The organism is Methylobacterium sp. GC_Met_3, assembly GCF_026540775.1.
GTDB lineage: Bacteria > Pseudomonadota > Alphaproteobacteria > Rhizobiales > Beijerinckiaceae > Methylobacterium.
On sequence record NZ_JALNUL010000002.1, the window covers coordinates 206,251 to 224,349 of the forward strand.

Genomic DNA, 18,099 nt, shown 5'->3' on the forward strand with positions numbered 1-18,099 from the left:
GTTCGCGAGCGGCATCCCCGCTTTCCCTCATTGGCGGGGACCGAGCAGATCGCCGCGCCCGGCGATCCGGAACGCGCCCAGGAAGGCCGCGGCGACGAACACAGCCACCGCAGCCAGCGGCAAAACCGGCGCGAGCCACCCGGCCAGCGCGGTTCCGGCGACGGACCCGAGATTCATCGCCGCCATGTAGACTTCGAACTGCGTCGCCGCACCCGGGCGCCCCTGGCTGGCCTGAAGCAGGGCCGGCATCAGCGCGACGATCAGCAGGCCGGGCAGCATGTTGGTCAGCGCGAGGATCACCGGTCCGGCCGCGCCGACGAAGTCCGACGCGATCAGGGCTCCGGCCAGCAGGAACGTGCCGGTACTGGCCAGCAGGAGGATGCGCAGCGGCCGGACCGGGCCGGACCTGTCGGACCAGAAGCCGACCGCCAGCGCGCCGGCTGTTCCGCTCGCCAGCGCCAGGCCGGCCTGGAGACGGGACAGGACCGCCGGATCCCAGGCCTGACGCTGGAGCAGGTCCACCGAGAAGGGCAGTTCGAACAGCCCGAGCGCGCCGTCGAGACCGAAGCACAGGGCGAGAAGCCGCAGAGCCCGCGGGCGCCGCAGGCTCACGATCAGGCGACGCAGGAATCGGCGGAACGGCACGCGCCGCGGGGCGACTCCGCGCCGACCCGGGGTAACGAGCGCATCCGTGGGCGCCTCGCGGACCAGAAGGATCGGCAGGCTCGCCAGGATGGCGGCCACGAGGAGCCAACGCGCGCTGATGGCGAAGCCGTCGGTCGTCAGCATCCACCCGAAGACGGCCGCGCTCAGGCTGCTTCCGGCGACGAAGCCCGCGCGGGTGCAGCCGCTCACCCGGCCGAGTTCGCCGGCCGGCACGTGATCCATGATCATCCGATCACAGGCGGTGTCGAGGAGCGAGGCGCACAGGCTGTGGGCCAGAAAGATCAGGCCGAGTCCGCCGACCCGATCCTCGGCGCCGCACAGCAGCAGCGCCAGGGCGGCATGGCATCCGAAGACCGCCGCGACCGCGAAGACCCGGCGCCGGCCCATCCGGGAATCGCCGGCGCGGTCGACTACCGGGCCCCACAGGATGGGTTGGAGGGTCCAGGGCAGGCCGGCGAGGGCGAAGTGGAAGCCAATCTCCGTCGCCGACACGCCCTTGGCGGTGAGATGATTGGCCAACGCCGTGAGCGAGAACCCCGCGATCAGCCCCTGATAGAGGTAGGTGGCGAAGAACACGCCGTAGCGGGTCCGGCGGCCGGCGAGGCTCAGCGGCACACGCAGGGACGGGCGGACGGGAAACGCGGCCGGGACGCTCAAGCGCGCGGCACCTTGCCCACCGCACGCCGTGGCGCGATGCTCCTCATGCCGTCGTCACCGGATGCGCCCCCGTGCCCTCACCATCGCGCGACCTTAACTTCTGCGTCCGGCGGCCGCGAGGCGTCGCTTGAGCGCGGTGGATGTGTGGCTGGTCGATCTCGCCGTGTCGCCGGACCGGCTCGAACGATGCGCGCAGGTGCTCGACAGCTCGGAGCGCGACCGCGGCAACCGGTTCCTGCGGCCCGCGGATCGCGCGCGTTTCATTGTAAGCCACGCGGCCCTCAGGCTGGCCCTGGCGGATGCGCGCGGCTGCGCTCCGTCCGAGATCCGCCTGACCGCGAAGGCTACCGGCAAGCCGCACCTCGCCGAGCCGGCCGGAAGCCCGTTGGAGTTCAACCTGTCGCATTCGGGGGCCCGCGCCCTGATCGGTCTCGCGGGCCCGGTCGCCATCGGCGTCGATCTCGAACTGATGCGAGCGATCCCGGACGCGGTCCGCATCGCGCGGACGCATTTCGCGCCCGACGAAGCCGCGTCCCTCGCGAGTTTGCCAGCTGAGGCCATCGAGGCGGCCTTCTTCGGCCTGTGGACCCGCAAGGAAGCGGTGGTGAAGGCGCTGGGGACCGGCCTGTCCCTGCCCCTCGACCGTTTCAGCGTGACGCTGCCGCCGGCTGCTCCGCGCCTGCTGCGGGATTCGACAGGATGGACCCTCGCGACGCTCGATGCCGGCGCCGGCTACGCCGCCACCGTCGCGGTGCGGGCGGATGACGCGACGATCCAGCTCCGGAGGCTCCCAACAGATTGGCCCGACCGGCTCTGCTGAAACCGGACGAACCCGGCTTGCGGCCCAGCCAAGGCACGGCTATACACCCGCTCGTCGACCCGGTCAGCGATGCGCGGGACGGCCTTCGGAGTGTAGCGCAGTCTGGTAGCGCACCACGTTCGGGACGTGGGGGTCGCAGGTTCAAATCCTGCCACTCCGACCAATACTTAGCAGAGACTGGTATAGCTGACCCGACAGTTATTCCGACAAGAAATTGTCTCTGATTTTAGCGGCCGACCTTACCATCTTTGCGCTGCGCAAGCTGGATCGGCGACCTCCATATACTGCTGACTTTCCCCACCAACCACCCTGGTTTCGTGACCATGGAGGCTGGCCAATACCTCGGCCGTACCCGGCACAGCGACGTCAGCCCGCGTCGGATCGGATCCGGTCCTAGGCCCGCACCGGATGGCAGCGTGGCCAACAGGCCCAGGGCGTGCGCCTGCCTCAACGATGACGCTGCGATCCGAGATGAAGTGATCAAAGCTCCAGCCGCTGCGTCGAGTTGCGCGGAGGCGTGGAACTCGTGGACCGGAAAGCCGCCAGCATAGAACTGAAGCGAAAACGCTGCCGTGCGGATGCCGGCGGTTGGTCGGAGAGACGTGGCCTGACTGTAGCGGCCGAGCCACAGACACACACCATAGGTTGTGTTACCTCTTGCTCGGAGGCAGATATGACCAACGGCGCAAAAGCAATAATCGAGGCTATCAAATCGCTGAAAGAAATTTTTCGATTGAACGGGCTGAGCGACCGATTTTTCATAGAGTTCGACGATTATAATTCTGGAAAGTCCGTTCAGGCTTTTATCGCGGACGAGACTGGTGTTACTCCATCTTCGGGTGGTTGGCCCAGCGACGGACCAGAATATAAACTTATCTGTCGAGATCAGGTTGAAGTTATGGGCGCCAGGATCCGATGGCCAATCCAGAGCATGCCGGGTGGTTAGTATCGCTTAGGTTATATAAAAAAAGCGCTGTGCGGCTGGGCAGTGGAGGCTGAGGGAGGGAAATGGGCTCTCGCAAGCGGCGGGCTCGCTATGGCGGCCGCCACCCCGCCGCCGAAATAGGGCCAGCGAAGATGCCGATCCGGATCAGGGTCATCGCCTCTCCTGAGTGGGTCCCGAGCATCAATCGGTCGGCCCCTCGGCAGCACGGAGCGCGCCAACACGGAACACATCGTGGGTCCACGCCGGCATCATGTCGATCAGCGGCGGCGGGTTTGAGCGTGCCGCGAGCGTTACGATGGAGAGCATCGCGAAGGCCGCGAAGCACATCGCGGCAAAAGCCCTGTTCCCCGAAGGATGGAGCCGTCGGCACTCCAACGCGGGATGATGTGCATTACTGCGGCGACGATGTCGGCCACCTTCGAAGCCGGGAAGAGCTCAAGTCGAGGAACGCTGAAGGCACGCCGGCGAATTGCTCGGACCTCGGCTAACGGTCTGCGACAGCGCGGCGCGAAGCGGATATGTTCGCTGCCATGGCCTCGACACCCTCAGCGCCCGACTGTCCCAGTCCGGCGCCTGTCGCCTGGATGGCGTTCACGCGGGACTTCCTTGCCGGCACGATCCTGGTCGGCGCGGCGGCGCTGGTCTTCGTCGCTGCGATGGATCCCTACGGCCTGCGCGCAGCGCCCGGGCATCCGCCGGGTCCGATCATGGACACCAACCAGCGGCTCTCATACCCGCAGATCGCCCGCGGAGGCCCGTTCGACGCCGCGGTCTTCGGCACCTCGACGTCCCGCCTGCTCGATCCGAACGCCCTCGACGAAGCCTTCGGCGCCCAATTCGCGAATCTTGCCGTGAACGCCGCGACGCCGGACGAGCAGATCCGCCTCGCCGAACTTTTCATCGCGCACCATGCGGTGCGTGCGGTCCTGTTCGGGCTCGATGGGACGTGGTGTTCGGCCGATCCCCCCGCCCGTACGGCCAACGCCTTCCCGGACTGGCTCTATGCGGAGGGCACGCCGTGGGGCGTGCTGCGCCAGGTGAACCTGCGCGCGGTCACCGTGGCGGCGCAGGTCGGGCTCGCGCGTACCGATTTGGCCCGTCCGCGGATCCGGCAGGACGGTTACGCCGTCTTCACACCGCCGGAGGATCGCTACGATCCGGAGCGCGCGCGCGCCCATATCCGCGCGGGTGCTGCCGATCCGAGTGCCATTGTCGATCCAGTCGATGCGCCCATGCCGGCGCTCGGCCGCCTCGCTCATCTCCTGGACCGCGTGGCCGCCGATGCGGTCAAGCTCCTCGTCTTCATGCCGGTCCACGCCGCCGCACAGGGCGCGCCCGGGACGGCGGCGGGTCGGCGCGAGGCGGCTTGCAAGCGCCAGGTCGCCGCGATCGGCGCCGGCCACGGCGCCACGGTGATGGATTTTCGTTTCCCGTCGCCGCTCACCAGCCAGGACGCGAATTACTGGGACGCGCTGCATTACCGCTTGCCGGTGGCGGCGCGGATCGTCGCCGATCTGAAGGATGCGGTGGCGACCGGCGCCGACGATCCCGCCGGCACCTACCGGGTGCTGGCCCACCCCTGATCCGGCCTCACGCGGCGGCGCGCTCGGACCGCGCCCAGCCCGCGCGAGTCTCGCTGCAATATTCGGCGTATCGACCATCCCGGATCGCGTCCCGGGCGCCGGCCATCAGGTCCTGATAGTAGGCGAGGTTGTTCCAGGTCAGCAGCATCATCCCCAGGATCTCGTTCGACCGGACCAGATGATGCAGATAGGCGCGCGAATAATCCCGCGTCGCCGAGCAGGTCGAGGCCTCGTCCAGGGGGGCCGTGTCCTCGGCGTGGCGGGCGTTGCGCAGGTTGACCCGGCCATGGCGCGTATAGGCGAGGCCGTGGCGGCCGGCGCGGGTCGGCATCACGCAGTCGAACATGTCGATGCCGCGGGCCACTGCGCCGAGGATGTCGTCGGGCGTGCCGACACCCATCAGGTAGCGGGGCTTGGTGGTCGGCAGGTGCGGCTCCACGGTCTCGATCATCGAAAACATCACCGCCTGCGGCTCGCCGACCGCGAGGCCGCCGACCGCGTAGCCCTTCAGGTCGAGGCCGCTCAGTTCGCGGGCGCTCTCGATCCGGAGGGCCGGGATGTCGCCCCCTTGCACGATGCCGAACAGGGCCCGCTCGGGCTGGTCGCCGAAGGCGATTCGGCAGCGCTCGGCCCAGCGCAGGGACAGGTGCATCGCCTTCTCGATCGCCGCATGGTCGGCCGGCAGGCGCACGCATTCGTCGAGCTGCATCTGGATGTCGGAGCCGAGCAGCCCCTGGATCTCGATGGAGCGCTCCGGGCTCATGTGGTGCGCCGTGCCGTCGATATGCGAGCGGAAGGTCACACCCTGCTCGTCGATCTTCCGCAGGGCGGAAAGCGACATCACCTGGAAACCGCCGGAATCGGTCAGGATCGGCCGGTCCCAGTTCATGAAGCGGTGCAGCCCGCCGAGGCGCGCCATCCGCTCGGGGCCGGGGCGCAGCATCAGGTGGTAGGTGTTGCCGAGCACGACGTCCGCCCCGAGGTCGCGGACCTGTCCGGGATACATCGCCTTGACGGTGGCGGCCGTGCCGACCGGCATGAAGGCCGGCGTCCGGATCGCGCCGCGATGCGTCGTGATCGCGCCGGTGCGGGCGGTGCCGTCCTGCGCGTGCAGGCTGAAGCCGAAGGGGAGGGGATCGGTCATGGTTGGTCCGCGCGCGGGCCCGGGAAGAGCAGGCTGGCGTCGCCGTAGGAGTAGAACCGGTAGCCGGCTTGGATCGCGTGCGCGTAGGCGGCGCGCATTGTGTCGAGGCCCGAGAAGGCCGAGACCAGCATGAACAGTGTCGAGCGCGGCAGATGGAAGTTCGTCACGAGCGCGTCCACCGCCCGGAAGCGGTAACCCGGCGTGATGAAGATGTCGGTCGGCCCCGAGAAGGGTGCGAGGGTCCCGTCCGGGCGCGCTGCGCTTTCCAGCAGGCGTAGGGCGGTAGTCCCAATCGCGACGATCCGGCCCCCCGCGGCTCGGGTCGCGTTGAGCGCCGCGGCGGTGTCCGCGTCGAGGATGCCGATTTCCGCATGCATCCGATGGGCCTCGGTATCCTCGGCCTTCACCGGCAGGAACGTGCCCGCTCCGACATGCAGCGTGACGTGGTGGCGCCGAAGACCGGCCGCGTCGAGATCCGCGAGCAGGCCTTCCGAGAAATGCAGGCCCGCCGTTGGGGCCGCGACGGCGCCGGGGTTCCGGGCGTAGATCGTCTGGTAGTCGGTGGTGTCCCGCGCGTCGGCGGCGCGCTTGCCGGCGATGTAGGGGGGCAGCGGCAGGACACCCTCTGCCGCGATAGCCATGTCGAGCTCAGGCCCCGACCTGTCAAAATCGAGCACGATCTCGCCGGCCTCGCCCTTCTCAGCCACGGTGGCGGTCAGATCGCCGAAGCGGAGCATGTCGCCGGGGGCGAGCCGCTTGGCCGGACGGCCGAAGGCGCGCCAGCGCGCGGGTCCCTCGCGCAGGTGCAGCATTGCCTCCGTACGCTGACCGGGCGCGCCTGGCCGCGTGCGTACGCCGTGGAGGCGGGCGGGGATCACCCGGGTGTCGTTGAACACCAAAGCATCGCCGGTCCGCAGGGAACCGGGCAGATCGCGCACGGTCCGGTCGGCCAAAGCCGTCCCCGGCCGCACGACGAGCAGCCGCCCGGCATCCCGCGGCTCGGCCGGGCGCAGGGCGATGCTGGTCTCCGGCAGGTCGAAATCGAACAGGTCCACGCGCATCGCGGGCTGCGTGCACCGAACCGCAGGCGGTTTCAACCGCGGAACCCCTGGGGATCGCGCCCGTTTTCCGCGTCACCGAGACGCGAGATGACCATCGATGCCCTGGTACGCCGTTCGCCCCCGTGACGAAGCCGACCCGCGATGGCCGCTGCCGGGTAAGCCCGAGATCGTTCTGAAGGCCCAGAGCCCCGACGAGGCACGATCGAAATTCGAGGATGCCTATCCGAGCCAGCCCTTCGGAAGCCCGACGGTGCCCGTGCCGGATGCCGGCCTGGGCAGTTTCCGCGGGGAACCGGACGCGCTGGTCGTGACCGAGACGGGCGAGCCGCCCGCACAGCGCGGTTAGGCGCCGTGGCGATGCCCAGCCGGAACCGGCGCGTGACCCTGGACGGTCAGTTGCTCGGCTATTGGGAGCGTGAAGCGGCCCGCCTGGACTCCCTGGCCGCTGCCGCACGCTTCGCATGGCAGCGCCGCCGATTGGCGCGGAAAGCGGAGACTGCCCGTGCGAAGGCAGCGACGAGTCGCGAGCGCGAGGCCGCCCGCGGGAACGCGCCCGGATCGATCGAGACTTAGCCAAGGCTAAGACCTTTTCGGAAGCGTCGAACCTTTGCCGTGGCCTGGGATAAGGTTCATGCCGTATGGGCGCGGCCACCCCAACTCGGCGCCGACCCATGGATCGTACCCAGAAAGCCGCTCTCTTCAGCGCGGGCATCGGCCTCGCCGTCACGGCCCTGAAGTTCTACGCCGCTTGGCTCACCGGCAGCCTTGCGCTGTATTCGGATGCCCTCGAGAGCATTATCAACGTAGTGGCCGCGATCGGCGCCTTCGTGGCGTTGCGGGTTGCGGCGCGTCCGGCCGACGAGGATCACCCCTACGGGCACCACAAGGCCGAGTTCTTCTCGGCGGTGATCGAGGGCGCGCTCATCATCGTGGCGGCGCTCCTGATCCTGCGCGAATCGTATTACGGCGTGCTCGCGCCCAAGGCCCTCGACGCCCCGGCCCTCGGCGTAGCGATCAATGTCGGGGCCGGCATCATCAACGCGGTCTGGGCCATGGCGCTAATGCGCTGGGGTCAGCGGTGGCGCTCGCCGGCCCTGATCGCCGACGCGCGCCACATCTTCGCTGATGTCGTCACGTCCTGCGGCGTCCTGATCGGTGTCGGAGCCGTTCTGGTCACCGGATATCCCATCCTCGATCCGATCGTGGCCGGGCTGGTGGCGCTGAACATCCTCTGGTCCGGCTTCCGCATGGTGCGCGAATCGGTCGACGGTCTGATGGATCGCGCGGCCCCGCACGAGATGGTGAACCAGATCCGGACGCTGATCTCGGAGCACGGCGAGGGCGCGCTGGAGGCGCACGACGTGCGCACGCGCGCGGCCGGGCAAGCCACGTTCATCGATTTCCACCTCGTGGTCCCCGGCGCCATGAGCGTCGAGGCCTCGCACGCGATCTGCGACCGGCTGGAGAACGCCCTGGCGACGACCATCCCTGGGGCGGTGGTGACGATCCATGTCGAGCCCGGCGAGCTGGCCAAGGCCCGCGGCGTGCCGGTGCTCTGATCCGGCAATCAGCTCCAGGCGTGGAGCGGCGGGGCGACGCCGTTCAGCGCGTGGTTGCCGATGATGGCGTATTTCCACCGAACCGGGTCGTGGAGCGTGTGGGTCCGCGCGTTCCGCCAGTGGCGGTCGAGGTTCTCCGCCGCCAGGGTCGAGCGGGTACCCGACAGCTCGAACAGCTTGTTGGAGGCGGCCAGGGCGACCTCGGTGGTCAGCACCTTCGCCTCGGCCACCGCCAGTTGCGCGGCGGCCACGCGCTGCGCATCCGGCTTGGCCACGGCCTCGTCGAGGAGGAGCCCCGCCCGATCGAGCAGGGCCTCCGCGGCGTGCTGGCGAATCGTCAGGTCACCGATCGCCTGGATCGTGTAGGGATCGTCACTTGCGCGCTCCAGCCCGCTGTCGATCCACGGCCTGGCCTTCTCGCGGACGAACCGGATCGTGTCGTCCAGCGCCTCCCGGCCGATCCCGGCATCGATTGCCGCCTGGATGATCTGGAATACGGCGCCGTCCGCGGTTGGCGCCTCGTAACCCTTCCAGGCCGGGACCAGATGCGTTTTGGGTACCCGGACATCCTCAATCCGCACGGTGCCGCTCGCGGTGCCGCGCTGGCCGAAGCTCGACCAATCGTCGATGATCGTCAGGCCCGGCGCATCGCGCTCGGCGATGGCGTACCAAGCCCGGCCCTCGTCATCGAGGGCGACGATCGGAACGAGATGTGCGAGCAGCGCGCCGGTAGCGTAGAACTTCTGGCCGCGCCCCACGACATGGTCGCCGTCATCGATGACGCGCGTGTCGAACTCGGCCGCCCGCTTGGTGCCCCGCTCCGAGAAGGCGTTGCCGAACCGCGTGCCGCGCAGCACCTCCCCGAACAGCAGCCGTTTCTGCGCGTCGTCCGACACGGTCCGGATCGCCGCGATGATGCCGAGATGGTTCTGCGCGATCTGCGCGATCGCGGGATCGGCTGCCGCGATGATGGCGATCACCTGCGCCAGGGTCCGGTAGGACACTTCAGGCCCGCCATAGGCCCGCGGCACGTTGATCGACCACAAGCCGCTCTGCGAGAAGGCGTCGAGCTCGGCGAGCGGACGCACGGCGGCGCGATCCCGCTCCGAGGCGCCGGTGCGGAAATCGGCTGCCAGCCGGCGGGCGATGTCGAGCGCCTCCGAGTCGCCGCCGATGACGTGGGCCTGGGTCGGGGGGCGTTCCGGACCGGATGCGCCCCGCGCGCCCTGTGGTTCGAGGGTCCGTGCATCGACAGCGATGTTCATGGCACGCTCCTGATGGATGGCGAAGGGAAACGCTGGACGGTCAGGCCGCTTCGGCGCGCTGGGCGCGGGCGGCCTCCAGGGCGCGCACCCGCGGGATCACGTGCGTACCGAAATACGCGACCTCCTCCTGGAAATGCAGGAAGGCCAGAAGCGCGAGATCCGCACCGGCATCCTTGAGAGCGAGGATCCGCTCGGCGATCTGATCGGGTGTACCGATCAGGTTGGTCCGAAAACCGTCGTTGTACTGGACCAGATCCTCGAAGCTGGATTTTGCCCAGTTGCCCTCGCCCTCCGGCGAGGCCTTGCCGGCATTCTTCGCCTCGTGGCCGAAGGCCTTCACGGCATCGGCGTCGGCGTGGTCGATGATCTCCTGAAGGACGGCGCGGGCCTCTTCCTCGGTCTCGCGGGCGATCACGAAGGCGTTGACGCCGATCCGCGGGTTGTTGCCGCTCTGCGCCGCCTTGGCGCGGATATCGTCGACCTGGGCGCGGATGTTGTCGGGCGTGTTGCCGTTGGTGAAGTACCAATCGGACACCCGGGCGGCCATGTCGCGCGCTGCCCGCGAGGAGCCGCCCTGAAAGATCTCCGGCAGCGGCTGACCCGGCTTCGGCTTCAACGTGTAGTCGCTGTACCGATAGAAATCCCCGCGGAAGGTGAAGTTGTCCTGGGTCCAGATCCCGCGCAGGCTGCGGATGAATTCCTCCGAGCGGCGGTAGCGCTCGTCATGGTCGAGCCACGGCTCGCCGATCGCCCGGAACTCGCCCGAGAACCAGCCCGACACGATGTTCACCGCAACGCGATTGTCGGTGAGCTGTGCGATCGTGGCGATCTGCTTCGCGGCGAGCGTCGGGTTCCAGGGGCCGGGTAGGATCGCGGCGATCACCTTGAGCTTCGTGGTGGCCGCCAGCAGCGCATGGCTGAACGCCACCGACTCGTGCTGGTATTCGGCGCCATAGCCGGCGGTGAACCGGATCTGCGTCAGCGCATAGTCGAAGCCGGCTGCCTCGGCGATCTGTGCCAGCTTCCGGTTGTAGTCAGCGTCCCAGCTTGTTCGTTGCGGGATCTTGCTGATCACGAGGCCGCCCGAGACGTTGGGCACCCAGTAGGCGAAACGGATCGGCGCAGGCTCCGCTTCCGCAATGTGAAGGCTGGTCATTCGGCGCTCCCTGGACCGAGCGGCGCCCTGCGCCGTGTCCATTTCGAGGGATCGCCGCAAACTGAATACAAGATCCAGAGAGCGGCCGATCGATCAAGTCGAGCGGAAGTATTCCGGCGGAACGGCCGCAGGTCAAAGGAACGGGTTGCCCTTTTGAACGCTGCCTAGATGAGGCTCTTCTTCGAAAGTGGCTCAGCGGAGCGGGTTTGTGCTAGGCCTCTTGCCGCGTGTCCGGCTCGTGAAGGCGGCGCCAAGCGAACACGGAAAAGACCGCAATCAGGCAGGCCGCGAGGCTGAACCACGTGAACGCGTATTGCAGGTGGTTGTTGGGCAGATCCACCCGGAGCTGGCCACCGCGGGGCCAAGTGGTCGGGCCGGGGGCCGCATCGGCCTCGATCAGATAGGGCGCGACGTCCGAGAGACCGCGGGCGGACGCGATACCAGCGATGTCCCGGTTGAACCATTCACCTCGTGCCGGGTCCGGCTCCGGCACGAACAGGCCGCGCGGCTCGCTGGCGCGCAGGATGCCGGTCACCGTGGTGGACCCGTCGATCAGACCGTCCCGCCGATCCGATTGGGCCTTGAGCTCGGTCGGGACGAAGCCGCGATTGATCAGCACCATGCCGCCGTCGTCGCGCACGAAAGGCGTCAGCACATAATAGCCCTGCAGAGCCCGGCCCGGCGTCTCGCCGGCGGCGAGCCCGTGCACCAGCGTCTCCTTGTCGTTGAGGAAGCGGCCGCTGACGCGCACGTGGCGGAATTCGTCCCGGGCCGGATCCCAATCCGCGGCCAACGGTGGTGCCACCGGCACCGCCTGGGTCTGCCGGACGATGCGGTTGATCAGCTCCTCTTTCCAGGTCTTGCGCTCGATCTGCCACGTCCCGAGGCCGATGAGGATTGCCAGCGCAATCAGAGCGGCGATGCCTGGCGCGACGAGATCGCGCCAGGCGCCTCTGGCAACAACGGCCGTCACGGTTCGAAGCGCCCCTGCTCGGCCTTGTTGCTGTACTGGAGGGCGATCAGCATGCCCTTGAGCGGCCGGACGAGGATCAGGCTGAGGCCGACCGACATCGTGACGGCGACCAGCGCGTGGACCCAGATCGGCGGCTCGTAGGTAATCTCAAGCCATAGGGCGAGACCGACCACGATCAAGCCGACGATCGACATGACGAAGAAGGCTGGGCCGTCGGCCGAGTCGAAATGCGAATAATCGAGCCCGCAAGACTCGCAGGCGGGCCGCAGGGCCAAGTAACCCTTGAACAGGTGACCCTCGCCGCAGCGCGGACACCGGCCGCGTAAACCCGTGGGGACCGGCGGCAACGGCGCGTAAATGCGGTGATCCACGGGCAGACTCCAGACTCACCCGTATGTCGACGACCATGCCGCATCCGAGGTGTCCGCAACGATATGGGGATTCGCGGGGTCCGGACACGAAAAAGGGCGGCCAAAGCCGCCCTTCACAGGTCCGCCATGCGGTGGCGGGATGGATCTCAGTGAGCGGCGCCGTGGAAGACGCCCGAGCCCCACACGTAGATCGCGGCGAAGAGGAACAGCCACACCACGTCGACGAAGTGCCAGTACCAGGCCGCGAACTCGAAACCGAGATGCTGGCGCGTCGTGAACTGGCCCGCATAGGCGCGGAACAGGCAGACGGCGAGGAAGATCGTGCCGATGATCACGTGGGCGCCGTGGAAACCCGTCGCCATGAAGAAGGTCGACGAGTAGATGCTGCCCGAGAAGGCGAACTCGGCGTGGCTGTACTCGTAAGCCTGACACGCGGTGAACAGCACGCCCAGGATGATGGTCAACCACAGGCCGTACTTCAGGCCCTTGCGATCACCCTCGAGCAGCGCGTGGTGGGCCCAGGTCACGGTGGTGCCCGAAGTCAGCAGGATCAGGGTGTTGAGCAGCGGCAGGTGCCAGGGGTCGAACGCCTCGATCCCCTTCGGCGGCCAGACACCGCCGGTGAACTCCACGCGCGACACCTGGATCGGGTCGGCGGTGTAGAGCGCCGCTTCGAAGTAGGCCCAGAACCAAGCCACGAAGAACATCACCTCGGAGGCGATGAACATCATCATGCCGTAGCGGTGGTGAAGCTGGACGACCCGGGTGTGGTCTCCCGAATTCGCCTCGTGGGCCACGTCCTTCCACCACGAGTACATGGTGTAGAGGACGCCGATCGTGCCGGCACCGAAGATGTAGGGGCCCGGCGTCAGGGTGCCGATCTGCAGGCTCTTCATCCAGAAGACGGCGCCGAACGCCATCAGGAAGCCCGAGAAGGCGCCGATCAGCGGCCACGGACTCGGGCTCAGGATGTGAAAGTCGTGATTCTTGGCGTGCGCCTCGGCCATTATCCCGTCGCTCCTCACCCGCCGCCCTGCGCCGTTTTCGGCATCCGGCCTGACGCTGCTTGCTGTTTGCTCTTGGCCGGACGCGGCACAAGCCACACCCAAGCTTGTCTGCACGTTTAGTCGGTGCGGACCCGTGTTGTCACGCGTCCGCGATCAGAATTCCCGCTTCGTCCCGGATGGGGCCGCGATGGCCGCCGCGGCGGTCACCGGCTCACCATTCTTGCTGGCGAAGTAGGTGTAGGACAGCGTCATCTCGCTGAGATGCGCAGTGTTCGAGTCGTCGCGCACTGCCGGATCGACGTAGAAGACCACCGGCACGTCGAGGGTCTCGCCCGGCTGCAGCGTCTGGGCGTTGAAGCAGAAGCAGGCGATCTTCACGAAGTAGCCGCCCATCAGGCCGGGCTGGACGTTGAAGGTCGCGACCCCGGTCGAAGGCTTCGTCCCGGTGTTCTGCACGCGAAAGAACACCGTTTTGGTTTCGCCGAGCTTGGCCTCGACGCTGTTCGTCTCGGCAGCAAACTTCCAGGGCAGACCCGGCGCGACGTTGGTGTCGAAATGGACCACCATGCTGTCGTCGGCCCGGGCCGCGGATGCCGCGAGCGCCGGACCCTGACGGGGCGTCCCGTCATAGCCGGTGGCCTTGCAGAAGGCGTCGTAGAGCGGGACGGACGCGAAGGCGAGGCCGATCATGCCAACCGCGAGGCCCGCGCAGGCCAGCGCCGTCCGGTTGGCGCCGCGGCTCGGGTTCTGATGCGGTGCGGCCATGACGAGTCCTCTCAGAGCGGCCGGCTGAGGATCTGCGGCCCGAGCTTGACGATCGTCAGCACGAAGAACAGCAGGACCCAGGCTCCGAGCGCCAGGGCGATCGCCACCGAGCGCTTCCGGCGGCGGGCTTCCTCCTCGGGGGTGAGCGGACGGTACTGGCCCTTCGGCTCTAGCATCGCGCTCAGCCCAGGACCGGCCGGAACAGGCCGAAGCTCTGCTCGGCCAGCAACGCGGAGAACAACGCGAAGAGATAGAGGATCGAGAAGCCGAACATGCCGAGGGCCGCACGCCGCTCCGCCTCACCCTCGCGATTGCGCAGCACGCGGATGCTGAAGGCGACCATGCCGAGACCGCCCACGAGACCGATCACGGCGTAGAGCAGGCCGCCGAAGCCCAGGGCGACGGGTGCGAGACTGAGGGGCGCCAGCAACAAGGAATACCCGACGATCTGGCGGCGGGTGGACGCGGGACCGGCCACGTTCGGCATCATCGGAATGCCGGCCTTGGCGTACTCGTCCGCCTTGATCAGGGCCAGCGCCCAGAAATGCGGCGGCGTCCAGATAAAGATGATGGCGAACAGGACCAGCGACTCGATCCCGACCGAACCGGACACCACGGCTTGGCCGATGACCGGGGGCAGGGCGCCCGCGGCGCCGCCGATCACGATGTTCTGCGCGGTCGCCCGCTTCAGCCACATCGAATAGACCACCGCGTAGAACACTATCGTGAAGGCGAGCAGGGCCGCAGCCAGAAGGTTGGCGGCGAGGCCCAGCACCAGCACCGAGGCGACCGACAGAAACAGCCCGAAGCCGAGGGCCTCCTCGGACGTAATGCGACCGGCCGGAATCGGCCGCGTGGCGGTGCGGCTCATCACGGCGTCGATGTCCGCATCCCACCACATGTTGAGACAGCCGGAGGCGCCGGCACCGACTGCAATGGCGAGCAGCGAGATCGCACCGATCGCCGGTTGCACGTGACCCTGCGACACGACCATGCCGACGAGGGCTGTGAAGATCACGAGGACCATCACCCGCGGCTTCAGAAGCGCGAAATAGTCCGGGACATCTCCGCCAGCCGTCGAAAGGGCTGGGGCCGGGCCGTCCCGTCCAATGGTGTTCGTCAGGCTCGTCATCGCGTCTGCCGCTGCTGTGCCGGCGCCCGGCCACGCGCGTCACGGCCGAGTCGAGTTTCGAATTCGACGTATTCCAAGGGGTTACGTGAGCGGGGCCCGGGATTTGTCCCACGGCCCATGCGGATCGCGCTCGCCCTTGCCCGGAGGTCGGTGAACCGGCCTCCGGGGAAGGGCGAGGGCCGCATACGCGGCCCTCGCGGGTGTCTATCAGTGTGCGCCCGGCTCGTCGACGATGCGGGGCAGCGTCTCGAACTGGTGGAAGGGCGGCGGGGACGTGAGCGTCCACTCCAACGTGGTGGCGCCTTCGCCCCACGGATTGTCCGCGGCGCGCTCCTTCGAGCGGAAGGCCATGACCACGCCGATGACGAACACGAACATGCCGAGGCCGAAGATGTGGCCGCCGTAGGTCGAGACCTTATGCCAGCCCGCGAAGGCCTCCGGATAGTCGGCGTAGCGTCGCGGCATGCCGGCGAGGCCGAGGAAGTGCATCGGGAAGAACAGGACGTTCGCACCGATGAAGGCCAGCCAGAAGTGCAGCTTGCCAGCCCATTCCGGGATGATGCGGCCGGTCATCTTCGGGAACCAGTAGTAGACACCGGCGAAGATGACGAACACCGCGCCCAGGGACAGCACGTAGTGGAAGTGGGCGACCACGTAGTAGGTGTCGTGCAGGTACTTATCGACCGCCGAGTTGGCGAGCACGACGCCGGTGACGCCGCCGACCGTGAACAGGAAGATGAAGCCCACCGCCCAGTGCATCGCTGCGGTGAAGCGGATGGAGCCACCCCACATGGTGGCGATCCACGAGAAGATCTTCACGCCGGTCGGCACCGCGATCACCATGGTGGCGAACACGAAGTAGGACTGCGTCTGCAGCGACAGGCCGACCGTGTACATGTGGTGGGCCCACACGACGAAGCCGACCACGCCGATCGCCACCATGGCGTAAGCCATCGCGAGGTAGCCAAAGACGGGCTTGCGCGAGAAGGTGGCGATGATGTGGGAGACGATGCCGAAGGCCGGCAGGATCATGATGTAGACTTCGGGGTGACCGAAGAACCAGAACAGGTGCTGGTACAGGATCGGGTCACCGCCGCCGGCCGGATCGAAGAAGGTCGTGCCGAAGTTCCGATCAGTCAGCAGCATCGTGATGGCGCCCGCCAGAACCGGCAGCGAGAGCAGCAGCAGGAAGGCGGTGACCAGCTCAGCCCAGGCGAAGAGCGGCATCTTGTGCAGCGTCATGCCCGGGGCGCGCATGTTCAGGATGGTGGTGATGAAGTTGATCGCGCCGAGGATTGAGCCAGCGCCGGAAAGGTGCAGGGCGAAGATCGCGAAGTCGACGGCCGGGCCGGGATGGCCGGCGGTCGAAAGCGGCGGGTAGACGGTCCAGCCGGTGCCGGCGCCCGAGGCTCCCGGTGCACCCTCGACGAAGAGCGAGCACAGCAGCGAGCAGAAGCCCGCCACCGTCAGCCAGAACGAGATGTTGTTCATGCGCGGGAACGCCATATCGGGCGCACCGATCATGAGCGGCACGAACCAGTTGCCGAAGCCGCCGATCAGCGCCGGCATCACCATGAAGAACACCATGATGAGACCGTGACCCGTGACGAACACGTTGTAGGTCGCCGGGTTCGAGAAGTACTGCAGTCCAGGCTGCTCCATCTCCATCCGGATGCCGAAGGAGAGGAAGGCGCCGATCATGCCGGCGCAGAAGGCGAAGAGCAGATAGAGGGTGCCGATGTCCTTGTGGTTCGTCGACAGGAACCACCGGGCAAAGAACGAGGGCTTGTGGTCGTGGACCTCGTGGGCCTCGGCATGGGCTGCGGCTGTAGCCATGGATTCGGGTGCCTTGTGAATCGGAAGGGTTCGGTCAGCCGGGGCTCAGCGCGCCTCGGCGAGGCTCGTGCCGTTATCGATGCGGGCGTATTTGGTCTTCGCCTCCGTCAGCCATTCGGCATAGGCCTGCTCGCTGACCACGCGGACGACGATCGGCATGTAGGCGTGGCGCTGACCGCAGAGTTCGGAGCATTGACCGTGGAAGGTGCCTTCCTTGTCGGCCTTGAACCACATCTGGTTCAGGCGGCCGGGCACGGCGTCGATCTTGAAGCCGAAGGACGGCATCGCCCAGGAATGCAGGACGTCCGCGGCGGTGACCTGGATCTTCACGATCTTGCCGACCGGGACCACCATCTCGTTGTCGGTCTGCAGCAGGCGGGGCTGCTTGTCCTCATCGATGTTGGCATCGAAGGTGAAGCCGCCACCGGCCTCGGTCTGCGGGTACTCGTAGGACCAGTACCATGCGTGGCCGATGACCTTCACGATCATGTCGGCCTTTGGATCGGAGAGCTGCGTGCGCAGCAGGCGGAAGGACGGGATCGCCACAGCGACCAGGATCAGCACCGGAACGATCGTCCAGGCGACCTCGATGGCGGTGTTGTGGGTCGTACGCGAGGGTGTCGGGTTGCGCTTCTCGCCGAAGCGGAACACGCACCACAGGATCAAGCCCAGGACGAAGACCGAGATTGCAATCGACAACCAGTGGAGGCCGATCTCGAAGTTCAGGATGTCCCGGGCGTTCTCAGTGACCGGGATCTGCCGGCTCATCTCCCACGGGATCGGCTGGCCGAAGCCGCCGGCTTGAGCATGCGCTGTCGGGAAGAGCAGGGCGCCGAACGTGGCGAGGCTCCAGAGTGACCGGTTGATCGTCCGCACCGTCCGCATCTGCCTCTCGTGGCTCCCCTGGCTGCTGGGTCCCGCCGGCCGCCACTCGACTGAGAGTGAGATTGTGCCAACGTGACGGAGTGCCGGTTGTGTCACCCGGCATTATCCGACCGAGGCTTCAGACCACAAGGGCCGCCATGGCGCAACCGCACAAGCGTCGCATCGCGCGCTTTCCAGCGGTTTGCGAGGGTCCCACCTCGGTCGCGCGCAGGTTTGCCGCCGCACCATTGTGTCGCGAACGGTGATCGATACGTAGGAGACTCGCTATTGGAG

19 protein-coding genes and 1 tRNA gene are annotated in these 18,099 nt (G+C 67.4%); 7 read left to right on the forward strand and 13 right to left on the reverse strand.

The features are described from left to right. Positions 1–27: 27 nt before the first annotated feature. Positions 28–1,323, reverse strand: a complete 1,296-nt coding sequence (locus tag OXS27_RS04285) for an MFS transporter (protein WP_267354410.1) — start codon at positions 1,321–1,323, stop codon at positions 28–30. Positions 1,324–1,459: 136 nt separating this feature from the next. Here OXS27_RS04285 and OXS27_RS04290 point away from each other — a divergent pair, with 136 nt between their 5' ends. The 4 genes from OXS27_RS04290 to OXS27_RS04305 all read left to right on the forward strand — a co-directional run bounded on the left by OXS27_RS04290 (position 1,460) and on the right by OXS27_RS04305 (position 4,672). Continuing rightward, positions 1,460–2,143 (forward strand): 4'-phosphopantetheinyl transferase superfamily protein, encoded by a 684-nt coding sequence (locus tag OXS27_RS04290; protein ID WP_267354793.1) that lies wholly within the window; start codon positions 1,460–1,462, stop codon positions 2,141–2,143. 86 nt (positions 2,144–2,229) lie between these two features. After that, a tRNA-Pro gene (locus OXS27_RS04295) sits at positions 2,230–2,306 on the forward strand. A 510-nt stretch (positions 2,307–2,816) separates the two neighbouring features. Further along, the gene (locus OXS27_RS04300; RefSeq protein WP_267354411.1) at positions 2,817–3,089 is read left to right on the forward strand and encodes a hypothetical protein; all 273 of its coding nucleotides are present in this window, start codon (positions 2,817–2,819) and stop codon (positions 3,087–3,089) included. 584 nt (positions 3,090–3,673) lie between these two features. Then, positions 3,674–4,672 carry a hypothetical protein gene (locus OXS27_RS04305; protein ID WP_267354795.1) on the forward strand — a complete coding sequence of 333 codons (999 nt, stop codon included), beginning with the start codon at positions 3,674–3,676 and terminating at the stop codon, positions 4,670–4,672. Positions 4,673–4,679: 7 nt separating this feature from the next. On the opposite strand, the gene tgt is transcribed toward OXS27_RS04305, so the two are convergent. Further along, the gene (gene tgt / locus OXS27_RS04310) at positions 4,680–5,816 is read right to left on the reverse strand and encodes a tRNA guanosine(34) transglycosylase Tgt (protein ID WP_267354412.1); all 1,137 of its coding nucleotides are present in this window, start codon (positions 5,814–5,816) and stop codon (positions 4,680–4,682) included. Continuing rightward, the gene (gene queA / locus OXS27_RS04315) at positions 5,813–6,877 is read right to left on the reverse strand and encodes a tRNA preQ1(34) S-adenosylmethionine ribosyltransferase-isomerase QueA (protein WP_267354413.1); all 1,065 of its coding nucleotides are present in this window, start codon (positions 6,875–6,877) and stop codon (positions 5,813–5,815) included. The genes tgt and queA overlap by 4 nt, the downstream gene beginning before the upstream one ends. 97 nt (positions 6,878–6,974) lie before the next feature. Here queA and OXS27_RS04320 point away from each other — a divergent pair, with 97 nt between their 5' ends. From OXS27_RS04320 to OXS27_RS04330, 3 genes are all read left to right on the forward strand, one after another. Beyond that, positions 6,975–7,223 (forward strand): hypothetical protein, encoded by a 249-nt coding sequence (locus tag OXS27_RS04320; protein ID WP_267354414.1) that lies wholly within the window; start codon positions 6,975–6,977, stop codon positions 7,221–7,223. Between the two features lie 11 nt (positions 7,224–7,234). Beyond that, a complete protein-coding gene (locus tag OXS27_RS04325) occupies positions 7,235–7,450 on the forward strand; it encodes a hypothetical protein (RefSeq protein ID WP_243921265.1) in 216 nt (71 codons plus the stop codon). Between the two features lie 98 nt (positions 7,451–7,548). After that, on the forward strand, positions 7,549–8,436 hold the full coding sequence (locus OXS27_RS04330; RefSeq protein ID WP_267354415.1) for a cation diffusion facilitator family transporter: 888 nt from the start codon (positions 7,549–7,551) through the stop codon (positions 8,434–8,436). 8 nt (positions 8,437–8,444) lie between these two features. Here OXS27_RS04330 and OXS27_RS04335 read toward each other — a convergent pair whose 3' ends face one another. The 10 genes from OXS27_RS04335 to coxB form a co-directional block, all read right to left on the reverse strand. Beyond that, positions 8,445–9,701: an SfnB family sulfur acquisition oxidoreductase gene (locus tag OXS27_RS04335; RefSeq protein WP_267354416.1), complete on the reverse strand. Its 1,257-nt coding sequence runs from the start codon at positions 9,699–9,701 to the stop codon at positions 8,445–8,447. 40 nt (positions 9,702–9,741) lie between these two features. Then, entirely contained in the window at positions 9,742–10,857 is a 1,116-nt protein-coding gene (sfnG, locus tag OXS27_RS04340; RefSeq protein ID WP_267354417.1) for a dimethylsulfone monooxygenase SfnG, read from the reverse strand. Positions 10,858–11,068: 211 nt separating this feature from the next. Beyond that, the gene (locus tag OXS27_RS04345; RefSeq protein ID WP_267354418.1) at positions 11,069–11,830 is read right to left on the reverse strand and encodes an SURF1 family protein; all 762 of its coding nucleotides are present in this window, start codon (positions 11,828–11,830) and stop codon (positions 11,069–11,071) included. Further along, positions 11,827–12,201, reverse strand: a complete 375-nt coding sequence (locus OXS27_RS04350) for a DUF983 domain-containing protein (protein ID WP_243921255.1) — start codon at positions 12,199–12,201, stop codon at positions 11,827–11,829. Before OXS27_RS04350 ends, OXS27_RS04345 begins: the two co-directional genes overlap by 4 nt. Before the next feature lie 146 nt (positions 12,202–12,347). Further along, complete coding sequence (locus tag OXS27_RS04355; RefSeq protein ID WP_243921253.1) at positions 12,348–13,208, reverse strand: cytochrome c oxidase subunit 3; 861 nt, start codon at positions 13,206–13,208, stop codon at positions 12,348–12,350. A 153-nt stretch (positions 13,209–13,361) separates the two neighbouring features. After that, complete coding sequence (locus OXS27_RS04360) at positions 13,362–13,973, reverse strand: cytochrome c oxidase assembly protein (RefSeq protein ID WP_243921251.1); 612 nt, start codon at positions 13,971–13,973, stop codon at positions 13,362–13,364. A gap of 11 nt (positions 13,974–13,984) precedes the next feature. Further along, positions 13,985–14,149 carry a hypothetical protein gene (locus OXS27_RS04365; protein WP_243921249.1) on the reverse strand — a complete coding sequence of 55 codons (165 nt, stop codon included), beginning with the start codon at positions 14,147–14,149 and terminating at the stop codon, positions 13,985–13,987. Positions 14,150–14,154: 5 nt separating this feature from the next. Continuing rightward, positions 14,155–15,105 (reverse strand): heme o synthase, encoded by a 951-nt coding sequence (locus tag OXS27_RS04370; protein ID WP_267354419.1) that lies wholly within the window; start codon positions 15,103–15,105, stop codon positions 14,155–14,157. Between the two features lie 207 nt (positions 15,106–15,312). Next, positions 15,313–16,941 carry a cytochrome c oxidase subunit I gene (ctaD, locus tag OXS27_RS04375; RefSeq protein ID WP_243921245.1) on the reverse strand — a complete coding sequence of 543 codons (1,629 nt, stop codon included), beginning with the start codon at positions 16,939–16,941 and terminating at the stop codon, positions 15,313–15,315. Positions 16,942–16,986: 45 nt separating this feature from the next. Further along, the gene (gene coxB / locus OXS27_RS04380; RefSeq protein WP_243921242.1) at positions 16,987–17,826 is read right to left on the reverse strand and encodes a cytochrome c oxidase subunit II; all 840 of its coding nucleotides are present in this window, start codon (positions 17,824–17,826) and stop codon (positions 16,987–16,989) included. Between the last annotated feature and the right edge of the window lie 273 nt (positions 17,827–18,099).